This is a genomic window from Comamonas testosteroni (genome assembly GCF_030505195.1).
GTDB lineage: Bacteria > Pseudomonadota > Gammaproteobacteria > Burkholderiales > Burkholderiaceae_C > Comamonas > Comamonas testosteroni_G.
In genome coordinates this window covers 1,798,988-1,816,407 of sequence record NZ_CP129672.1, presented here as the reverse complement: position 1 = coordinate 1,816,407, position 17,420 = coordinate 1,798,988, and the positions used below count along the sequence as shown (strand labels likewise).

Below are 17,420 nucleotides of genomic sequence, written 5' to 3'. Positions count from 1 at the left end.
CACCGCACTGCAAGCGAACACAGATTTCAAGGATTAAAGATCATGGGAAAGACCACCGGCTTCATGGAATACGAGCGCATCGAAGAGGGCTATGCCCCCGTTGCGGAACGTCTCAAGCACTACAAGGAATTCGTCATCGGCCTGACCACCGATCAGGCCAAGGTGCAGGCTGCGCGCTGCATGGACTGCGGCACGCCGTTTTGCAACAACGGCTGCCCGGTCAACAACATCATTCCGGACTTCAACGACCTCGTGTACCAGGGTGACTGGAAGAACGCCATCACCACGCTGCACAGCACCAACAACTTCCCCGAGTTCACGGGCCGCATCTGTCCCGCACCCTGCGAAGCTGCCTGTGTGGCCAATATCAATGGCGATGCCATCGGCATCAAGTCCATCGAGCACTCCATCATCGACCGCGCCTGGAGCGAAGGCTGGGTCAAGCCCCTGCCGCCCAAGCACAAGACCGGCAAGAAGGTGGCGGTGGTCGGTGCCGGCCCTGCTGGCATGGCAGCGGCCCAGCAACTGGTGCGCGCCGGCCACGACGTGACCCTGTTCGAGAAGAACGACCGCGTGGGCGGCCTGCTGCGCTACGGTATTCCCGACTTCAAGCTGGACAAGGGCCTGATCGAGCGCCGTGTCGAGCAGATGGTGGCCGAAGGCCTGAAGATCCGCACCGGCGTGCTGATTGCCGGCAAGGACGGTCTGGGCAAGGATTCCAAGGTCACCAACTGGGCCAAGGAAACCATCAGCCCCGAGCAGCTCAATGCCGAGTTCGACGCCGTGCTGCTGACCGGCGGCTCCGAGCAGTCGCGTGATCTGCCCGTGCCCGGCCGCGATCTGGAAGGCGTGCACTTCGCGATGGAGTTCCTGCCCCAGCAGAACAAGGTCAACGCGGGTGACAAGCTCAAGGGCCAGATCCGTGCCGACGGCAAGCATGTCATCGTCATCGGCGGTGGCGACACCGGCTCCGACTGCGTGGGCACCTCCAACCGCCATGGCGCCAAGAGCGTGACCCAGTTCGAGGTCATGCCCATGCCGCCCGAGCAGGAGAACAAGCCCCTGGTCTGGCCTTACTGGCCGATCAAGCTGCGTACCTCGTCCAGCCACGATGAAGGCGTGACGCGCGAGTTCGCCATCTCCACCAAGGAATTCACCGGCGAAAAGGGCAAGGTCAAGAGCCTGACCACCGTGCAGGTCGAGTTCAAGGACGGCAAGCTGAGCGAAGTGCCCGGCACGGAAAAGGTCTGGCCTGCCGATCTGGTGCTGCTGGCCATGGGCTTTGTGAACCCGGTGGCCACCGTGCTCGAAGCCTTTGGCGTCGACAAGGATGCACGCGGCAACGCCAAGGCCAGCACCGACTTCATCGGCGGCTATGCCACCAGCGTGCCCAAGGTGTTCGCTGCCGGCGACATCCGCCGCGGCCAGTCGCTGGTCGTGTGGGCGATTCGCGAAGGCCGCCAGGCGGCGCGTGCCGTGGACGAGTTCCTGATGGGCGCCAGCGAACTGCCTCGCTGATCATTCACAGCGGGTCATCACACAAAAGGCATTCTCCGGAATGCCTTTTGTTTTTTGATAGCTGCAAGCGCTTGCCATGACTGGAATTCAAATATCTTTTATTGGTTTTTTGATTGCTGTAAAGCGCAAGGTGCTATCAAAATATTCAGCGTAGCCACAGCAGCCGAGGCCGGGCGTCGGCATCGCTCCACAGCACGGCGTTCTGCTGCCAGCGCCGGCCCCATTGCCGGGCCGTGTCGGCGTCCATGCCCCAGATCAGCACGCTGTCTTCGGCGGGCCACTGGCCGAGGGGGTCCTGGCCGCAGCCGCCCAGATACTGCCAGCCCTCGCTGTCCAGAGCCTGGCGCAGAGCGCGCATGCGCTGCGCGTTCTCGGCCGGCTCCAGGAGCTGCCCCCAGGGATTGCAGGCCGTGAGATAGCAGGCGGCCCGGATGGGCTGCCGTCCCAGTTGCTGCCCGAGCCAGTCATTGCGCTCGCCCACGCGTAGTGTCTGTGCGACAGCGCCCTGGGCGGCATCGACCCGGTAGAGCGCGTTGCGATAGGCCTGCTGCAAGGCGGCGGGGAGCTGGCTGGTGCCGGGTGACGGTGGTGACATGGTCTGGAGTTTGGCAAGCTTGCAATTGGTGAGGACTTACACACACAAGAATGCAGCAACAACGGCCTGCCTCCTGAGGCCGCCGTCTTGCCTGAGTCTGTTTTGCGTAAGTCGTGATGGTTTTGCGACCGGCGAGTGACGTTCTGTCCCGTCTGCGCGACAATAGCGGATTCGGCGCTGGCGGCAGCCCGGCTCCGGGGCTGTTGCGATAGACCCGGGCAGGAGACAAAGCCCCTGCCTCCGCTTTTTCCACTTCAAATTTTGACGCCATGAAAAAACGTACCCTGCTGGCCTCGGTGGCCCTGACTGCAATTTTGGCTGCCTGCGGCAAGAACGAGCCCGCAAGCAACACCGCTGCAGCTCCTGCGCCCGCTCCTGCGGCAGCCGCCGCCAAGCTGGTGGTGGGTCTGGACGACAACTTCCCGCCCATGGGTTTCCGTGACGAAAAGAACGAGCTGGTCGGTTTCGACATCGACATGGCCCGTGAAGTGGCCAAGCGCGCCAACATCGAAGTGCAATTCAAGCCCATCGACTGGAACGCCAAGGAAGCCGAGCTGCTGGGCAAGCGCGTGGACGCTCTGTGGAACGGCCTGACCATTCTGGAAGAGCGCAAGGAAAAGATCCTGTTCTCCGACCCCTACATGGTCAACAAGCAGATCATCATCGTGAAGGTCGGCTCTCCCATCAAGAGCAAGGCCGACATGGTCGGCAAGGTCGTGGGTGCCCAGGAAGGCTCCAGCGCCGTGACCGCCCTGGCCAAGGACAAGGAGCTGTCGGACAAGTTCAAGGAAACCAAGCTGTTCGGCGACAACATCACGGCTCTGATGGACCTGGACGCCGGCCGTCTGGACGTGGTGGTGGTGGATGAGGTGGTGGGCCGTTTCCTGGTCAACAAAAAGCCCGAAAACTACGTGGTGCTGGCTGATGACTTCGGTACCGAAGACTACGGCGTGGGCTTTCGCAAGGACGACGAAGCCACACGCAACAAGGTCAACGATGTGCTGAGCGAAATGAAGAAGGACGGCAAGGCTGCTGAAATCGCCAAGAAGTGGTTTGGCGCTGACGTGATCAAGCACTAATCCCTTTTTCGTGTACTGCACCGGCAATGCCTGGCATTGCCGGTTTTTTTTGCGACGACAATGCGTGCAAACACTTCCTTTTGCGCACGCCCGTGCCTGTGGCGGGCTTTCGATAGCTGCAGCGCCACACTGAAGGCCATTTGATGGACTATGTAATCTCGCTCCTGGGGCCCATGTCGGCTGGTGCCCTCGTCACACTCAAGCTGTTTTTCATCACGCTGGTGCTTTCAATCCCTCTGGGGCTGGCGTTGGCGCTGATGCGCATCTCCAGCATCAAGCCGCTGAGCAGCGCCGTGGGCGCCTATATCTGGCTGATGCGCGGCACGCCGCTGATGCTGCAGCTGCTGTTTGTGTACTTCGCGCTGCCCTTTGTGCCCTACATCGGCGTGCGCCTGCCCGACTTTCAGGCGGCCGTGGTGGCATTTGCGCTGAACTACGCGGCCTATTTCGCTGAAATTTTCCGTGCTGGCATCAAGTCCGTGGACCGCGGCCAGTACGAAGGTGCCAAGGTGCTGGGTATGACTTATGCCCAGACCATGCGCCGCATTGTGCTGCCCCAGATGTGGGCCCGCATCCTGCCGCCCGTCAGCAACGAGACCATCACCCTGGTCAAGGACACTTCGCTGATCTATGTGCTGGCGCTCAACGACCTGCTGCGCGTGGCGCGCGGTGTGGTGCAGCGCGACTTCAGCTTCACGCCCTTTGTCGTGGCTGCGGCCTTCTATCTGATCATGACCCTGGTGCTGACCTGGGGCTTCCAATACCTCGAGAAACGCTATGCCAAGTATGAAGCCTGATGTGATGATCTCCGCCCAGGGCATCCACAAGGCCTTTGGCGGCAATGAAGTGCTGCGCGGCGTCTCCCTGGATCTGCTGCGCGGCGAGGTGGTGGCCGTGATCGGCCCGTCCGGCTCGGGCAAGAGCACCTTTCTGCGCTGCCTCAACCATCTGGAAACGATTGACCGAGGCACCATCAGCATCGAAGGTGCGGTGCTGGCGCGCTCCGAGGGCGAGGCCAGGGCCCAGTATGTGAGCGAGGCCGAAATCCGCAAGATCGGTCGCAAGATGGGCATGGTGTTTCAGTCCTTCAATCTGTTTCCCCATCTCACGGTGCTGGAAAACATCATCGAGGCGCCCGTCGTTGTCAAGGGCATGAAGCGCGAAGACATCATCCCCAAGGCCGAGGCCCTGCTTGCCAAGGTGGGTCTGGCCGCCAAGCGCGATGCCTACCCCAACCACCTCTCAGGCGGTCAGAAGCAGCGCGTGGCGATAGCGCGTGCGCTGGCCATGGAGCCGGACATTCTGCTGTTCGACGAGCCTACCTCGGCGCTGGACCCCGAGCTGACCGGCGAGGTGCTGCGCACCATGCGCGAACTGGCCGAGGAGCACATGACCATGCTGGTCGTGACCCACGAGATGGGTTTTGCGCGAGAGGTGGCCAACCGCGTCATCTTCATGGACGGTGGCTACATCGTCGAGCAAGGCCCGTCTGAAGCATTTTTTGCGGCGCCTCAGCACGAGCGCACCAAGGCGTTTCTGCAGAATATGTTGTAAATAAGTCGCAACTGCCGATGAGGTTTCATATCGCAAAAAAGGTGGTTTGCGTATGCACAACAAGCGCTGACCGCTCCTGAAACAGGAGTGATGGCTCTGAGATCCAGGCCAGGCTTTGAAGAAACATTCGTGAATGTATGTTTACTTGGGGCTAACCCGCGCTTTTTGTCGAGCTTGTCGGCACAATACCAGTTTGCTTTCTCTTGAGCGGCTCTTCACGCATGTCATCCAACGCCCCCTTTGTGGAACTGCGCAATGTCACCTTTGGCTATGGTGACCGCGTCATCCTGCGCGATCTGTCCCTGCAAGTGCCGCGCGGCAAGGTCACGGCGCTGATGGGCGCATCGGGCGGCGGCAAGACCACGGTGCTGCGTCTGATCGGCGGGCAGAACCGCGCCCAGCAGGGGCAGGTGCTGTTTGACGGCCAGGATGTGACCACCATGGATGCGCAGCAGCTCTACGCCGCGCGTCGCCGCATGGGCATGCTGTTTCAGTTCGGTGCGCTGTTCACCGATATGAGCGTGTTCGACAACGTGGCCTTTCCGCTGCGCGAGCACACCGATCTGCCCGAAGAGCTGATTCGCGACATCGTGCTCATGAAGCTGCATGCCGTGGGCCTGCGCGGTGCGCGCGATCTGATGCCTTCCCAGGTCTCGGGCGGCATGGCCCGCCGCGTGGCACTGGCCCGCGCGATTGCGCTGGATCCCGAACTCATCATGTATGACGAGCCTTTCGCGGGCCTGGACCCTATTTCACTGGGTACCTCAGCGCAGCTGATCCGCCAGCTCAACGATGCCATGGGCCTGACTTCGATTCTGGTTTCCCACGATCTGGAGGAAACCTTCCGCGTGGCCGACCATGTGGTGATTCTGGGGGCCGGCGGCGTTGCCGCTCAGGGCACACCCGATGAGGTGCGCGCCAGCGCCGACCCGCTGGTGCAGCAGTTCATCCATGCCAGACCCACGGGGCCTGTGCCGTTTCACTATCCGGGCGTCAGCGCCGACGAGGACTTTGGCAGCAGGAGGCGTGCATGAACTTTCTCGCACGCATTGGCCTGGCGGTGCGCTGCCAGCTGGTGAACATGGGGATTGCCGCGCGCCTGCTGTGGCGCCTGCTGGGCTTGATGGGGCCGGCGCTCAGGCGACCGCGCCTGATCGGCGACCAGATTCACTTTCTGGGCAATTATTCGCTGGCCATCATCGGCGTCTCCGGTCTGTTCGTGGGCTTTGTGCTGGGTCTGCAGGGCTATTACATCCTGCAGCGCTATGGCTCGGCCGAGGCGCTGGGCATGATGGTGGCCCTGAGCCTGCTGCGCGAGCTGGGACCCGTGGTCACGGCCTTGCTGTTCGCGGGTCGTGCCGGCACGGCCCTGACTGCCGAAATCGGCCTGATGAAGGCTGGTGAACAGCTGTCGGCCATGGAGATGATGGCGGTTGACCCCGTCAAACGCATTCTGGCACCGCGCTTCTGGGCCGGTCTGATCACCATGCCTTTGCTGGCTGCGGTCTTCAGTGCCGTCGGCGTGCTCGGCGGCTGGCTGGTGGGCGTGGTGATGATCGGCGTCGACAGCGGTGCTTTCTGGGGGCAGATGCAGCAGGGGGTGGACTGGTGGACTGATTTGGGCAATGGCGTGCTCAAGAGCTTTGTCTTCGGCTTGGCCGTGACCTTTGTGGCCCTGCTTGAGGGCTATGCCGCCAAGCCTACGCCCGAAGGGGTTTCCAGGGCCACCACCCGTACCGTGGTCGTGGCCTCGCTGGCCGTGCTGGGTCTGGACTTCCTGCTCACCGCAACCATGTTCAGCATTTGAGGCTGCACAGCAGATAAAGGTAGAAAATCATGCAGCAAAAGAAAAGTGATCTCTGGGTTGGCCTGTTTGTGCTGATCGGTGCTATGGCCCTGGTGTTCCTGGCCTTGCAGTCGGCCAATCTGCTGAGCCTGAACTTCCAGAAGACCTATACGATTACCGCCCGCTTTGACAATATCGGCGGGCTCAAGCCCAAGGCCGCCGTCAAGAGCGCCGGCGTGGTTGTGGGCCGCATCGAGTCCATCACCTTCAACGACCAGACCTTCCAGGCCAACGTGGCCATGAGCATGGAAACCCGTTACGCCTTTCCCAAGGATAGTTCGCTGAAAATTCTGACAAGCGGTCTGCTGGGCGATCAGTACATTGGTATTGAGGCGGGCGCCAGCGAAGAGAACCTCAAGGCCGGCGACCGCGTGACGGCCACACAGTCCGCCGTGGTGCTGGAGAATCTGATCGGTCAGTTTCTCTACAGCAAGGCGGAGCAGGGTGGTGATTCCGGTGGTGCCACGGCCAACGGGGGAGCGAAAGAATGATGACTACAACAAGCCCACAGACGAAATTGACGTCAGACAAGAACCAGGCGCTCAGGCGCGTTGCGCTGGCAGCCAGTGTTTCCGTTGCCGCACTGCTGTCCGGCTGCGCCACCACCACGGGCCCAGCCAACCCTGCCGACCCGCTGGAGTCCATGAACCGCAGCATCTACTCCTTCAACGAAGGCGTGGACGATGCGATCTTCAAGCCCGTGGCCACGGCCTATCAGACCGTGACGCCGCGTGTGGCGCGTCAGGGCGTGACCAACTTCTTCGACAATCTCGGCGATGCTTGGTCCTTCGTCAACAATGTGCTGCAGGGCCAGGGCCAGGGCGCTTACAACTCCATGGTGCGCTTCAGCGTGAACACGGTGCTGGGTATCGGCGGTCTGTTCGACATCGCCAGCGAGGCTGGCATCGAGCGCCGCAAGCAGGACTTTGGCCAGACTCTGGGTCGCTGGGGCATGCCCACGGGGCCGTATCTGGTGCTGCCCTTCTGGGGACCGTCCACGGTGCGGGATTCGGCCGGCCTGGTGGTCGATGCCTACGGCTATCCCGCCAACACCATGGATGATGTGCGCTGGCGCAACAGCCTGTTCGGTCTGCGCATGGTCAACAACCGTGCCAATCTGCTCAAGGCCGGCGATGTGCTGGACTCCGTTGCGCTCGACAAATACAGCCTGGTGCGCGATGTCTATCTGCGCTCACGCATTGGCGGCGCGGCGTCCGGCGGCGATGGTCGTCTCGAAAACTATGATGACGACAACGCCGGCAAGCTTCCCCCAGAAGGCCAGTGAGCCGGTAGAGCTTGGTTACAAACATGATGCACAGGCTGCGTGAGTGCGGTGACACTTGCGGGCCTAGGAGAAAAAACGCAATGAAGATTACTCGTCGCATGTGGGGCATGGCAGCAGGTGCCGTGCTCGCTCTGAATCTGGGTCTGCCCGCAGCCCGGGCTGCTGAGGAAGCGCCCGATGCACTGGTCAAGCGCGTCTCTGCCGATGTGCTGGAGACCATCAAGAAGGATGCCTCGCTGCGCAACGGCGATTCCAGCAAGATCAATGCGCTGGTCAACGAGAAGGTCATGCCCTATGTGGACTTTCGCCGCATGACATCGGCCGCGGTCGGTCCGGCCTGGCGTCAGGCCACGCCCGAGCAGCGCCAGAAGCTGCAGGATGAGTTCAAGGCCTTGCTGATTCGCACTTATGCGGGGGCCCTGTCCCAGGTCGGCGATCAGACCATTACCGTCAGGCCTGTGCGCATGGCCGCCGGCGACACCGACGTGCTGGTGCGTACCCAGGTCAACGGCCGTGGCGACCCCGTGCAGCTGGATTTCCGTCTGGAAAAGCAGGACACGGGTTGGAAGCTCTACAACTTCAATGTGCTCGGTGTGTGGCTGGTGGAAACCTATCGCAACCAGTTTGCGCAGGAAATCAATGCCAATGGCATCGATGGCCTGATCAAGACCCTGGCCTCGCGCAGCTCCATGCCGGCCACGGCCGCCAAGTAAGCAAAGCGCTTCAGACGTCATGGCGCGCTCAGCTAGCAACCCTCTGCAATTGCCCAAGGAACTGACCTATCGTCAGGGGCGCGACTGTCTGCTGCGTCTGCGTCCGTTGGTCACGGGCCATGCGGATGCCCAGGTGGTGCTGGATGCCAGCGCCGTCAAGGTCTTTGACTCGGCGGCTCTGGCCGTGCTGCTGGGCTGCCGGCGTGCTGCCCAGGAGGTGGGCAAGCAGCTCATCGTCCAGGGTCTGCCCAAGGGGCTGCAGTCCATGGCCGCGCTGTATGGCGTGGACGGCTTGCTGATGCCCGCTCCCGAGCCCGATGCGGCTGCCACCGCTCAGCAGGGCTAGGCTGACGAATCACTGTGTCCGGCTAAGCCCCGCCAAGGCAGAGGCTGTGGGCAAGCCCTAGAATCATGGGCTCCATGTCCGCAGTCTCATTCCAATCCGTCTCCAAGACCTACCGCACCCCCAAGGGGGATTTCCAGGCGCTCAAATCGGTGAGCCTGGATATCGAGGAAGGTGAATTCTTCGGTCTGCTAGGCCCCAACGGCGCCGGCAAGACCACGATGATCAGCATCCTCGCCGGACTGGCGCAAGCCACGGGCGGGCGCGTGCTGGTGCAGGGCAGCGATGTGCAGGCCGATTACGCCGATGCACGCCGCAAGCTGGGCATCGTGCCGCAGGAGCTGGTCTTCGACCCCTTCTTCAATGTGCGCGAGGCCTTGAAATTCCAGTCCGGATATTTCGGCGTCAAGAACAACGATGACTGGATCGACGAGCTGCTCGACAGCCTGGGCCTGATGGACAAGGCACACAACAATATGCGCCAGCTCTCGGGCGGCATGAAGCGCCGCGTGCTGGTGGCCCAGGCCCTGGTGCACAAGCCGCCCATCATCGTGCTGGACGAGCCCACGGCCGGTGTGGACGTGGAGTTGCGCCAGACTCTGTGGCATTTCATTGCCAAGCTCAACAAGCAGGGCCACACGGTTCTGCTGACCACCCACTATCTCGAAGAAGCCGAGGCACTGTGCAGCCGCGTGGCCATGCTCAAGCGCGGCGAGATCATCAAGCTCTCGCCCATGAGCGAGCTGCTCAAATCGGCTTCCAGCAATGTGCTGCAGTTCAAGACCGATAGCGCCTTGCCCAAGGCAGTGGCTGACAGAGCGCGTGTAACCGGTCGAATCGTGCAGATTCCCTCCGCCCATGCAGTCGATGTTGAGCAACTGCTGGCCGCTTTGCGCGAAGCGGGTGTGACCCCCGAGGATGTGGAGATCCGCCGCGCGGATCTGGAAGATGTGTTCATCCACATCATGAATGAAGGCTCCAGGACACAGACTCCTGCAGGAGGTGCCCAATGAACGGTTGGCAGACCCTGCTCAAGAAGGAAGTGCTGCGCTTCTGGAAAGTGAGCTTTCAGACCGTGGCCGCACCGGTGCTCACGGCCGTGCTCTATCTGCTGGTTTTCGGCCATGTGCTCGAAGGCCGGGTCATGGTCTACGACCGCATCCCCTACACCGCGTTTCTGATTCCCGGTCTGGTGATGATGAGCATGTTGCAAAACGCGTTTGCCAACAGCTCGTCCAGCCTGGTGCAGAGCAAGATCATGGGTTCGCTGGTGTTCGTGCTGCTCACGCCGCTGTCGCACTGGGCCTGGTTCAGCGCCTATGTGGGAGCGGCCATTTTGCGCGGTCTGCTGGTCGGTCTGGGCGTGTTTGTGGTCACGCTGTTCTTTGCCGTGCCCGACTTTGCCGCGCCGCTGTGGATTTTGGTGTTCGGCTTTCTGGGCTGTGCCCTGATGGGCACGCTGGGCCTGATCGCCGGTCTGTGGGCCGAGAAGTTCGACCAGATGGCGGCTTTCCAGAACTTTCTGATCATGCCCCTGACCTTTCTGTCCGGCGTGTTCTATTCCGTGCACTCGCTGCCCGGCTTCTGGCAGGCGGTCAGCCATGTCAACCCGTTCTTCTACATGATCGACGGCTTCCGCTATGGCTTCTTCGGCCAGAGCGATGTCTCGCCCTGGCTCAGCTTTGCCATCGTGGGCGCTGCCTGGCTGGCCGTGAGCGCGCTGGCCGTGCACCTGCTGCGTATCGGCTACAAGATTCGTAACTGATTTTTAGAATGGACGCAGGGCTGCGTGCGAGACAATGACCGGTTTCGCCAGCTTTGCGCTTAAAGGTTCCCCATGACTGCAGACCAACTCAAAGACCTGATCGCCGCCGGCCTGCCCTGCGAGCATATTGCGCTGGAAGGCGATGGCCGACATTGGTTTGCCACCATCGTGTCTGCACAGTTTGAAGGCCAGCGTCTGCTGGGCCGCCAGCGCCTGGTGTATGCGACGCTAGGCAACCGCATGGCCACCGATGAAGTCCATGCCCTGTCCATGAAGACCTACACCCCGGCAGAATGGGCTGCCGCCCAGGCCTGAGGCTGCTTGAAAAGCAAGATTGATAGCTGTCAGCGCTTGATACATGGGCGCTGAGTGCATTTTTTATATACATAACATTCAAGGCTTGAAGCCATGGACAAACTCAAGATCCACGGTGGTCGTCCCCTCAAGGGCGAAGTAATCATTTCCGGCGCCAAAAACGCCGCTCTGCCTGAAATGTGTGCCGCACTGCTCACGGCCGAGCCCGTGCATCTGCACAATGTGCCGCGTCTGCACGATGTGGCCACCATGCGCAAGCTGCTGGCCAATATGGGTGTGCAGACCGAAACCCATGGCGAGCGCGGCGGCATGAGCTTTGTGGCCCCCGACAGCCTGACGCCCGAAGCGCCTTACGAGCTGGTCAAGACCATGCGCGCCTCGGTGCTGGCCCTGGGCCCGCTGCTGGCCCGCTTCGGCCACGCCAAGGTGTCGCTGCCCGGCGGCTGCGCGATAGGCTCGCGCCCCGTGGATCAGCACATCAAGGGCCTGCAGGCCATGGGTGCCATCATCACCGTGGAAAACGGCTATATGCATGCCAGCCTGCCCGAAGGCCGAAAGCGTCTGAAGGGCGCTCGCATCACCACCGACATGGTGACCGTGACCGGCACCGAGAACTTCCTGATGGCTGCTACGCTGGCCGAAGGCGAGACGGTGCTGGAAAACGCCGCCATGGAACCCGAAATCTCCGATCTGGCCGAGATGCTGATCAAGATGGGGGCCAGGATCACCGGTCACGGCACCAGCCATATTGTGATTCAGGGCGTGGACAAGCTCCATGGCTGCGAGCACCAGGTGGTGGCCGACCGTATCGAGGCCGGCACCTTCCTGTGCGCCGTGGCGGCCACCAGCGGTGAGGCGCTGCTGCACCACGCGCGTGCCGACCATCTGGGCGCCGTGATCGACAAGCTCAAGGATGCGGGTGTGAGCGTGGAGTGCGTGGATGGCGGCCTGAAGGTGGCCTCCTCGGGCAAGCTCAAGGCCCAGGGCTTTCGCACCACCGAATATCCGGGCTTTCCCACCGATATGCAGGCCCAGTTCATGGCGCTGAACCTGGTGGCCGAAGGCACCAGCATGGTGACCGAGACCATCTTCGAGAACCGCTTCATGCATGTCAACGAGATGGTGCGCCTGGGCGCGCGCATCACCACCGACGGCCGCGTGGCGACCATCGAAGGCGGCAAGCGCCTGTCTGGCGCCACCGTGATGGCCACCGATCTGCGCGCTTCGGCCAGCCTGGTGATTGCCGGTCTGGTGGCCGAGGGCGAGACCATCGTCGATCGCATCTACCACCTGGATCGTGGCTACGACCGAATGGAAGACAAGCTGCGCGCCCTGGGCGCCGATATCGAGAGAATTTCCGCATGAGCACCGCAACGCCTGTGACCATCGCCCTGTCCAAGGGCCGCATTTTTGAAGAAACGGTGCCTCTGCTGGCCGCTGCCGGCATTGAGGTGACCGAGGATGTGGAAAAGTCGCGCAAGCTGATTTTCGACACCAACCGTCCCGATGTGCGCGTGGTGCTGGTGCGAGCTTCGGACGTGCCCGTCTATGTGCAATACGGCGGCGCGGACCTGGGCGTCTCGGGCCTGGATTCGTTGATCGAGCATGGCGGCCAGGGCCTGTACCAGCCGCTGGATCTGCAGATCGCCAAGTGCCGCGTCAGCGTGGCCGTGCGCAACGGCTTCGACTACCAACTGGCCGTCAAGCAGGGCGCGCGTCTGCGCATCGCCACCAAGTACCCCGAGATTGCCCGCAACTTCTTTGCCAAGAAGGGCGTGCACGTGGACATGGTCAAGCTCTACGGCTCCATGGAGCTGGCGCCGCTGACCGGCATGGCCGATGCCATCGTCGATCTGGTGTCCACCGGCAACACGCTCAAGGCCAACGATCTGGTCGAGGTCGAGCCCATCATGGACATCAGCTCGCGTCTGGTCGTCAACCAGGCTTCGCTCAAGCTCAAGCAGGCTCCGCTGCGCCACATCATCGATGCGTTTGCGCAGGCCGTTGCCGCCAAGAACAACTGATTTTCCCCACTGGTAAATACTATGGAATTCGTAGCTGCTCCCGCCCGTCTTTCAACCGCTGATGCCCAGTTTGAGCATGATTTTGCGCAGCGTCTGCATTGGTCGGCGGACACGGACGCGGCCATCGAGCAGCGCGTGGCCGACATCCTGGCCGATGTGCAAAAGCGCGGCGATGCCGCCGTACTGGAGTACACGGCACGCTTTGACGGCCTGCAGGCCGATTCCATGGCGGCACTGGAGCTGACCAAGCAGGAGCTCAAAGCCGCCTTCGACGGCCTGCCAGCTGCCGAGCGCGAAGCGCTGCAGTCGGCAGCGCGCCGTGTGCGCAGCTATCACGAGGCGCAGAAAAAGGCCAATGGCGAGAGCTGGAGCTACCGCGACGAAGACGGCACGCTGCTGGGCCAGAAGGTCACGCCGCTCGATCGCGTGGGCATCTACGTGCCCGGCGGCAAGGCGGCCTATCCGTCTAGCGTGCTGATGAACGCCATTCCCGCCCATGTGGCCGGTGTGCCCGAGATCATCATGGTCGTGCCCACACCTAAGGGTGAGAAGAATCCGCTGGTGCTGGCCGCCGCCTATGTGGCGGGCGTGACGCGCGCCTTCACCGTCGGCGGTGCCCAGGCCGTGGCGGCCCTGGCCTATGGCACGGCCACCGTGCCCAAGGTGGACAAGATCACCGGCCCCGGCAATGCCTATGTGGCCAGCGCCAAGAAGCGCGTGTTCGGCATTGTCGGCATCGACATGATTGCCGGTCCTTCGGAAATTCTGGTGCTGGCCGACGGCACGACCCCGCCCGACTGGGTGGCCATGGATCTGTTCAGCCAGGCCGAGCACGACGAGCTGGCCCAGTCCATCTTGCTGTGCCCCGATGCGGCCTATATCGATGCCGTTCAGGCCGCGATCGACCGCCTGCTGCCCGAGATGCCGCGCAAGGCCATCATCGCCAAGAGCCTGAGCGACCGCGGCGCGCTGATCCTGACCAAGGACATGGAAGAGGCCTGCGCGATCAGCAACCGCATTGCGCCTGAGCACCTGGAAGTCTCCAGCCGGGACCCGCACCGCTGGGAGCCTCTGCTCAGGCACGCCGGTGCCATCTTCCTGGGCGCATATACGTCGGAGAGCCTGGGCGACTACTGTGCAGGCCCGAATCACGTGCTGCCCACCAGCGGCACTGCGCGCTTTTCCTCGCCGCTGGGGGTATACGACTTCCAAAAGCGCAGCTCCATCATCGAAGTCAGCGAGGCCGGTGCCCAGATCCTGGGCAAGACCGCTGCCGTGCTGGCCTATGGCGAAGGCCTGCAGGGCCACGCCAGGGCTGCCGAAATGCGCCTGAAGTAAATCCGCCGGCGCTTGCCCATCAGCCGTGGCTTGCCCACGGCTTTTTTCATTTCCGGGTGGCTCTGAATGTCCCCCGTCTCGGGGTAAATCATCTCCAGATGTTTCCTTGCGCGGGAAAGAGCGGATTTGCGGTGACACTCGGCGGGCTGCGCAGCAGCGAAGCATTCAATATGCCAATCACAACAAGGGAGCGTGAAGATGAGTCAAGTCGTGAGTTTCTGGCGCGGAGGCGGCTGGCGGCTGCTGGGCGGATTGCTGCTGGTCGCGGGACTGGCCGCCTGCGGTGCACCGCCTTCGGCGCAGGACGCCTTGCAGGTCGCACAGAGCGCATCGGCAGCGCCGCGCACGCCCAGGGTCGAGTCCACACTGGGCACGCAATGGGGGGAAGGGCGCGAGTCCGTCACCAAGGTGGTACGAGCATCTCGCCTGACGCCAGAGCGTCCACGCGATGTGGGTCAGCTGCGCTATTCGGACGAGCACAGCATTCTGCGTGCGCTTGGCAACTCCGCTGAGCGGCAGACCAATGCGCTGCTGGCCGATGGCGATGTGGAGTTGCAGGTGCTCGGCGGAAGCGGATCGGTGCTGCGCATTTTCTCCACGCGCGGAGCCAGGGACTTCCATGTCGCGGGCAGCCATGGCGAACGCTATGAACTGCTCTACATCAACCGCAGCAATCGCTTCTATGAAGTGGTGGCGACTGTCGATGGACTGGATGTGCTGAGCGGTCAGCCAGGCAGCGTGAGCAGTGGCGGTTATCTGCTGCGCCCGGGCGAGCGGCTGGTGATTGACGGCTTTCGCAAAAACGACCGCGAGGTTGCAGCATTTCGCTTTTCTGACAAGGGCAGGGCCTATGCCAACAATACGCCCGCAGGCGATGCGCGCAATGTGGGGGTGATTGGTACGGCGCTGTTTGATGTGCGCCTGGACGAGCGCGACCCGGATCTGCCTCGCCGCCCTGCACCCGCAGTGGAGCTGCACGATTCCCGTGACCCCAGCGCCTTCCCGGCGGATGGCCGGCAGTATGCGCCGCCGCCGCAGTATCGGCGCTGAGACCGTTTTCTTTTCTGTCCAAGGCCTGGCTCTGCTGGGCCTTTTTTATGCGCAGCTTCAGGCCGTCGCTGCTGCTGGCAGTGCTGGTGCAGCAGGGGCCGCTGAGGGGCGCTTGCCGGTGTTGCTCCAGCGCAGGGTTGCCGGCTGTGAGCCTTGCGTACCAAGATACAGCCGGGCCGGTCCGTCAAAGCGCAGCGATTCACCGGCTTGCACAAAGTAGTCCCTGGGCTGTCCCTCGCAGGTCAGCCAGACAATGCCGCTCTGTGTCTGCAGCCACAGGCTTTGACCGGCGCTCAGGTGCATGGTCTGCACCGATGCTGCGGCCTGCAGGGACATGGTGTTCCACGAGGAATAAGTGAGAGCTGAGTTCATGCTTCGACTGTGCAAAACGAAGATCTGTACCACCAGCCACAGCGGCAGCCGATCTGGATGAGTACAGATGACGACAGCCTTGCATCTGTACTGACCGTTCTGCCACTCATCTGTGCTGTATGTGCTTGCCTGTGCCAGTACAGAATCCCGTCATGGATTTTGATGCGTCGACACCGCTATATCTGCAGATCGCTGGGCAACTGAGTCAGGCCATACGTCAGGGGGCGCTGGCCCATGGGCAAAAACTACCCTCGGTGCGCATGCTGGCCCGGCAGTACGGTGTGGCACAGACCACGGTGGTGCAGGCCTATCACTGGCTGGAGGATGCACGGCAGATCACGGCACGCCCGCGTTCGGGTTTTTTCGTGACGCCACGTGCCGTGCAATTGCCCGAACCCAAGATTTCCCGGCCCATGCGCCGCCCTCGCACCGTATCGCTGGACTGGCTGGGGCAGCGCGTCCTGGGGCGGGAACAGCCCGAAGGCATGGTGTCGTTCAGCAGCGGCACGCCCGGCATCGACCTGCTCAACCCCGACCGCGTGCGCCGCGCGCTGACCCGTGCCGTGCAAAAGCACCGCCATCTGCTGTGCACCTATCCAAGCTCGGACGGTCATGAAGAGGCACGCCGCGCGCTGGCGCGCTATGCCGTGGGGCTGGGCTGCAGTCTGGACCCGGAGCGCATTCTCATCACCGGCGGCTGCATGGACAGCGTTGCCCTGTGTCTGCGTGCCGTGACCCAGCCTGGCGATGTAGTGGCACTGGAGTCGCCCACGCACTTTTCGTTTCTGGAGGTGCTGCAGGCCTTGCAGCTGAAGGCTCTGGAGATTCCCAGTCACCCACGCCATGGCCTGTCGCTGGATGCTCTGCAACTGGCACTGGAAACCCAGCCTGTCAAAGCCTTGCTGCTAGTGCCCACGCTCAGCAACCCGCTGGGCAGCTGCATGCCCCAGGCTGAGCGCAAAAAGCTGGTGCAGCTCGCAGCTCAGCATGAACTGCCGGTGATCGAGGACGCCATCTATGTCGATCTGGCCGAAGGCGATGCTGCCCGGCGCAGCCTCAAGTCCTATGACGGCTCGGGCCAGGTGATGCTGTGCCATTCCTTTTCCAAAACGTTGGCGCCGGGCCTGCGCCTGGGTTGGCTGGAGGCCGGCCGCTGGACGGACAAGGTGCGCCATATCAAGGAGATGCAGGCTGGTGGTCAATCGGCGGTGCTGGAGCTGGCGCTGGCGGACCTGATCTCGCAGGCAGGTCACCATGCGGCCATGCGCCAGTTGCGTGCTGCCATTGCCGCTCGGGTCGAACAGGCCAGGCAAGTGATCGCGCAGAGCTTTCCTCCAGGCACGCGGGTCAGCGATCCGCCGGGGGGGCTGCTGCTGTGGTTGGAGTTGCCGGCGCCACTGGATGCCGTGGCCTTGCATGAAGCCTGTCTGTCCCGGCAGATCCTGATCGCTCCTGGTGCGCTGTTTAGCGCCGCAGGTCGCTTCAGGCAGGGAGTCCGTGTAGGCCTGGGAGGCGACTGGACGCCGCAGCATCTGCAGGCCTTGCGGCAGGTGGGGGAAGTGGCCTGCTCCATGCTGAGTTCGATGTAATGGCGATCCCCACGAATTTCGTGTAGCACGAATT

Annotated in this window: 20 protein-coding genes; 18 read left to right on the top strand and 2 right to left on the bottom strand. The window is 62.5% G+C overall.

The window, feature by feature from the left end; genetic code table 11:
- Nucleotides 1-42: 42 nt before the first annotated feature.
- The gene (locus tag QYQ99_RS08385; protein WP_302092232.1) at nucleotides 43-1,518 is read left to right on the top strand and encodes a glutamate synthase subunit beta; all 1,476 of its coding nucleotides are present in this window, start codon (nucleotides 43-45) and stop codon (nucleotides 1,516-1,518) included.
- Between the two features lie 145 nt (nucleotides 1,519-1,663).
- Here QYQ99_RS08385 and QYQ99_RS08380 read toward each other — a convergent pair whose 3' ends face one another.
- Complete coding sequence (locus tag QYQ99_RS08380) at nucleotides 1,664-2,113, bottom strand: DUF3293 domain-containing protein (RefSeq protein WP_302092231.1); 450 nt, start codon at nucleotides 2,111-2,113, stop codon at nucleotides 1,664-1,666.
- A gap of 269 nt (nucleotides 2,114-2,382) precedes the next feature.
- Between QYQ99_RS08380 and QYQ99_RS08375 the strand changes: the two genes are divergently transcribed.
- The 16 genes from QYQ99_RS08375 to QYQ99_RS08300 all read left to right on the top strand — a co-directional run bounded on the left by QYQ99_RS08375 (nucleotide 2,383) and on the right by QYQ99_RS08300 (nucleotide 15,425).
- On the top strand, nucleotides 2,383-3,192 hold the full coding sequence (locus QYQ99_RS08375) for an amino acid ABC transporter substrate-binding protein (protein ID WP_302092230.1): 810 nt from the start codon (nucleotides 2,383-2,385) through the stop codon (nucleotides 3,190-3,192).
- Between the two features lie 143 nt (nucleotides 3,193-3,335).
- Nucleotides 3,336-3,989 carry an amino acid ABC transporter permease gene (locus tag QYQ99_RS08370; protein WP_302092229.1) on the top strand — a complete coding sequence of 218 codons (654 nt, stop codon included), beginning with the start codon at nucleotides 3,336-3,338 and terminating at the stop codon, nucleotides 3,987-3,989.
- Nucleotides 3,970-4,746, top strand: coding sequence for an amino acid ABC transporter ATP-binding protein (locus tag QYQ99_RS08365; RefSeq protein ID WP_409813814.1), 777 nt, complete (start codon nucleotides 3,970-3,972; stop codon nucleotides 4,744-4,746). Before QYQ99_RS08370 ends, QYQ99_RS08365 begins: the two co-directional genes overlap by 20 nt.
- A 221-nt stretch (nucleotides 4,747-4,967) precedes the next feature.
- The gene (locus QYQ99_RS08360; RefSeq protein ID WP_302092228.1) at nucleotides 4,968-5,780 is read left to right on the top strand and encodes an ABC transporter ATP-binding protein; all 813 of its coding nucleotides are present in this window, start codon (nucleotides 4,968-4,970) and stop codon (nucleotides 5,778-5,780) included.
- A complete protein-coding gene (gene mlaE / locus QYQ99_RS08355) occupies nucleotides 5,777-6,553 on the top strand; it encodes a lipid asymmetry maintenance ABC transporter permease subunit MlaE (protein ID WP_302092227.1) in 777 nt (258 codons plus the stop codon). The genes QYQ99_RS08360 and mlaE overlap by 4 nt, the downstream gene beginning before the upstream one ends.
- Nucleotides 6,554-6,582: 29 nt before the next feature.
- Complete coding sequence (mlaD, locus tag QYQ99_RS08350; protein WP_302092226.1) at nucleotides 6,583-7,083, top strand: outer membrane lipid asymmetry maintenance protein MlaD; 501 nt, start codon at nucleotides 6,583-6,585, stop codon at nucleotides 7,081-7,083.
- Nucleotides 7,080-7,877, top strand: coding sequence for an MlaA family lipoprotein (locus QYQ99_RS08345; RefSeq protein WP_302092225.1), 798 nt, complete (start codon nucleotides 7,080-7,082; stop codon nucleotides 7,875-7,877). Before mlaD ends, QYQ99_RS08345 begins: the two co-directional genes overlap by 4 nt.
- Before the next feature lie 80 nt (nucleotides 7,878-7,957).
- Nucleotides 7,958-8,590 (top strand): MlaC/ttg2D family ABC transporter substrate-binding protein, encoded by a 633-nt coding sequence (locus QYQ99_RS08340; RefSeq protein WP_302092224.1) that lies wholly within the window; start codon nucleotides 7,958-7,960, stop codon nucleotides 8,588-8,590.
- Nucleotides 8,591-8,609: 19 nt separating this feature from the next.
- Nucleotides 8,610-8,936, top strand: coding sequence for an STAS domain-containing protein (locus QYQ99_RS08335; protein ID WP_302092223.1), 327 nt, complete (start codon nucleotides 8,610-8,612; stop codon nucleotides 8,934-8,936).
- A gap of 74 nt (nucleotides 8,937-9,010) precedes the next feature.
- Entirely contained in the window at nucleotides 9,011-9,946 is a 936-nt protein-coding gene (locus QYQ99_RS08330) for an ABC transporter ATP-binding protein (RefSeq protein ID WP_302092222.1), read from the top strand.
- Nucleotides 9,943-10,698, top strand: a complete 756-nt coding sequence (locus tag QYQ99_RS08325) for an ABC transporter permease (RefSeq protein WP_003058656.1) — start codon at nucleotides 9,943-9,945, stop codon at nucleotides 10,696-10,698. Before QYQ99_RS08330 ends, QYQ99_RS08325 begins: the two co-directional genes overlap by 4 nt.
- 72 nt (nucleotides 10,699-10,770) lie before the next feature.
- Nucleotides 10,771-11,013 (top strand): BolA family protein, encoded by a 243-nt coding sequence (locus QYQ99_RS08320; protein ID WP_003062090.1) that lies wholly within the window; start codon nucleotides 10,771-10,773, stop codon nucleotides 11,011-11,013.
- Between the two features lie 93 nt (nucleotides 11,014-11,106).
- Entirely contained in the window at nucleotides 11,107-12,378 is a 1,272-nt protein-coding gene (murA, locus tag QYQ99_RS08315; RefSeq protein ID WP_302092221.1) for a UDP-N-acetylglucosamine 1-carboxyvinyltransferase, read from the top strand.
- Entirely contained in the window at nucleotides 12,375-13,037 is a 663-nt protein-coding gene (gene hisG, locus QYQ99_RS08310; protein ID WP_034364421.1) for an ATP phosphoribosyltransferase, read from the top strand. Before murA ends, hisG begins: the two co-directional genes overlap by 4 nt.
- Before the next feature lie 21 nt (nucleotides 13,038-13,058).
- Nucleotides 13,059-14,375: a histidinol dehydrogenase gene (gene hisD, locus QYQ99_RS08305; protein WP_302092220.1), complete on the top strand. Its 1,317-nt coding sequence runs from the start codon at nucleotides 13,059-13,061 to the stop codon at nucleotides 14,373-14,375.
- Between the two features lie 198 nt (nucleotides 14,376-14,573).
- Nucleotides 14,574-15,425: a hypothetical protein gene (locus tag QYQ99_RS08300; RefSeq protein ID WP_302092219.1), complete on the top strand. Its 852-nt coding sequence runs from the start codon at nucleotides 14,574-14,576 to the stop codon at nucleotides 15,423-15,425.
- Nucleotides 15,426-15,482: 57 nt separating this feature from the next.
- Here the strand turns inward: QYQ99_RS08300 and QYQ99_RS08295 are convergent, their stop codons facing one another.
- Complete coding sequence (locus QYQ99_RS08295; protein ID WP_302092218.1) at nucleotides 15,483-15,797, bottom strand: DUF2917 domain-containing protein; 315 nt, start codon at nucleotides 15,795-15,797, stop codon at nucleotides 15,483-15,485.
- A gap of 152 nt (nucleotides 15,798-15,949) precedes the next feature.
- Between QYQ99_RS08295 and QYQ99_RS08290 the strand changes: the two genes are divergently transcribed.
- Nucleotides 15,950-17,386 (top strand): PLP-dependent aminotransferase family protein, encoded by a 1,437-nt coding sequence (locus QYQ99_RS08290; RefSeq protein WP_302092217.1) that lies wholly within the window; start codon nucleotides 15,950-15,952, stop codon nucleotides 17,384-17,386.
- Nucleotides 17,387-17,420 lie beyond the last annotated feature (34 nt).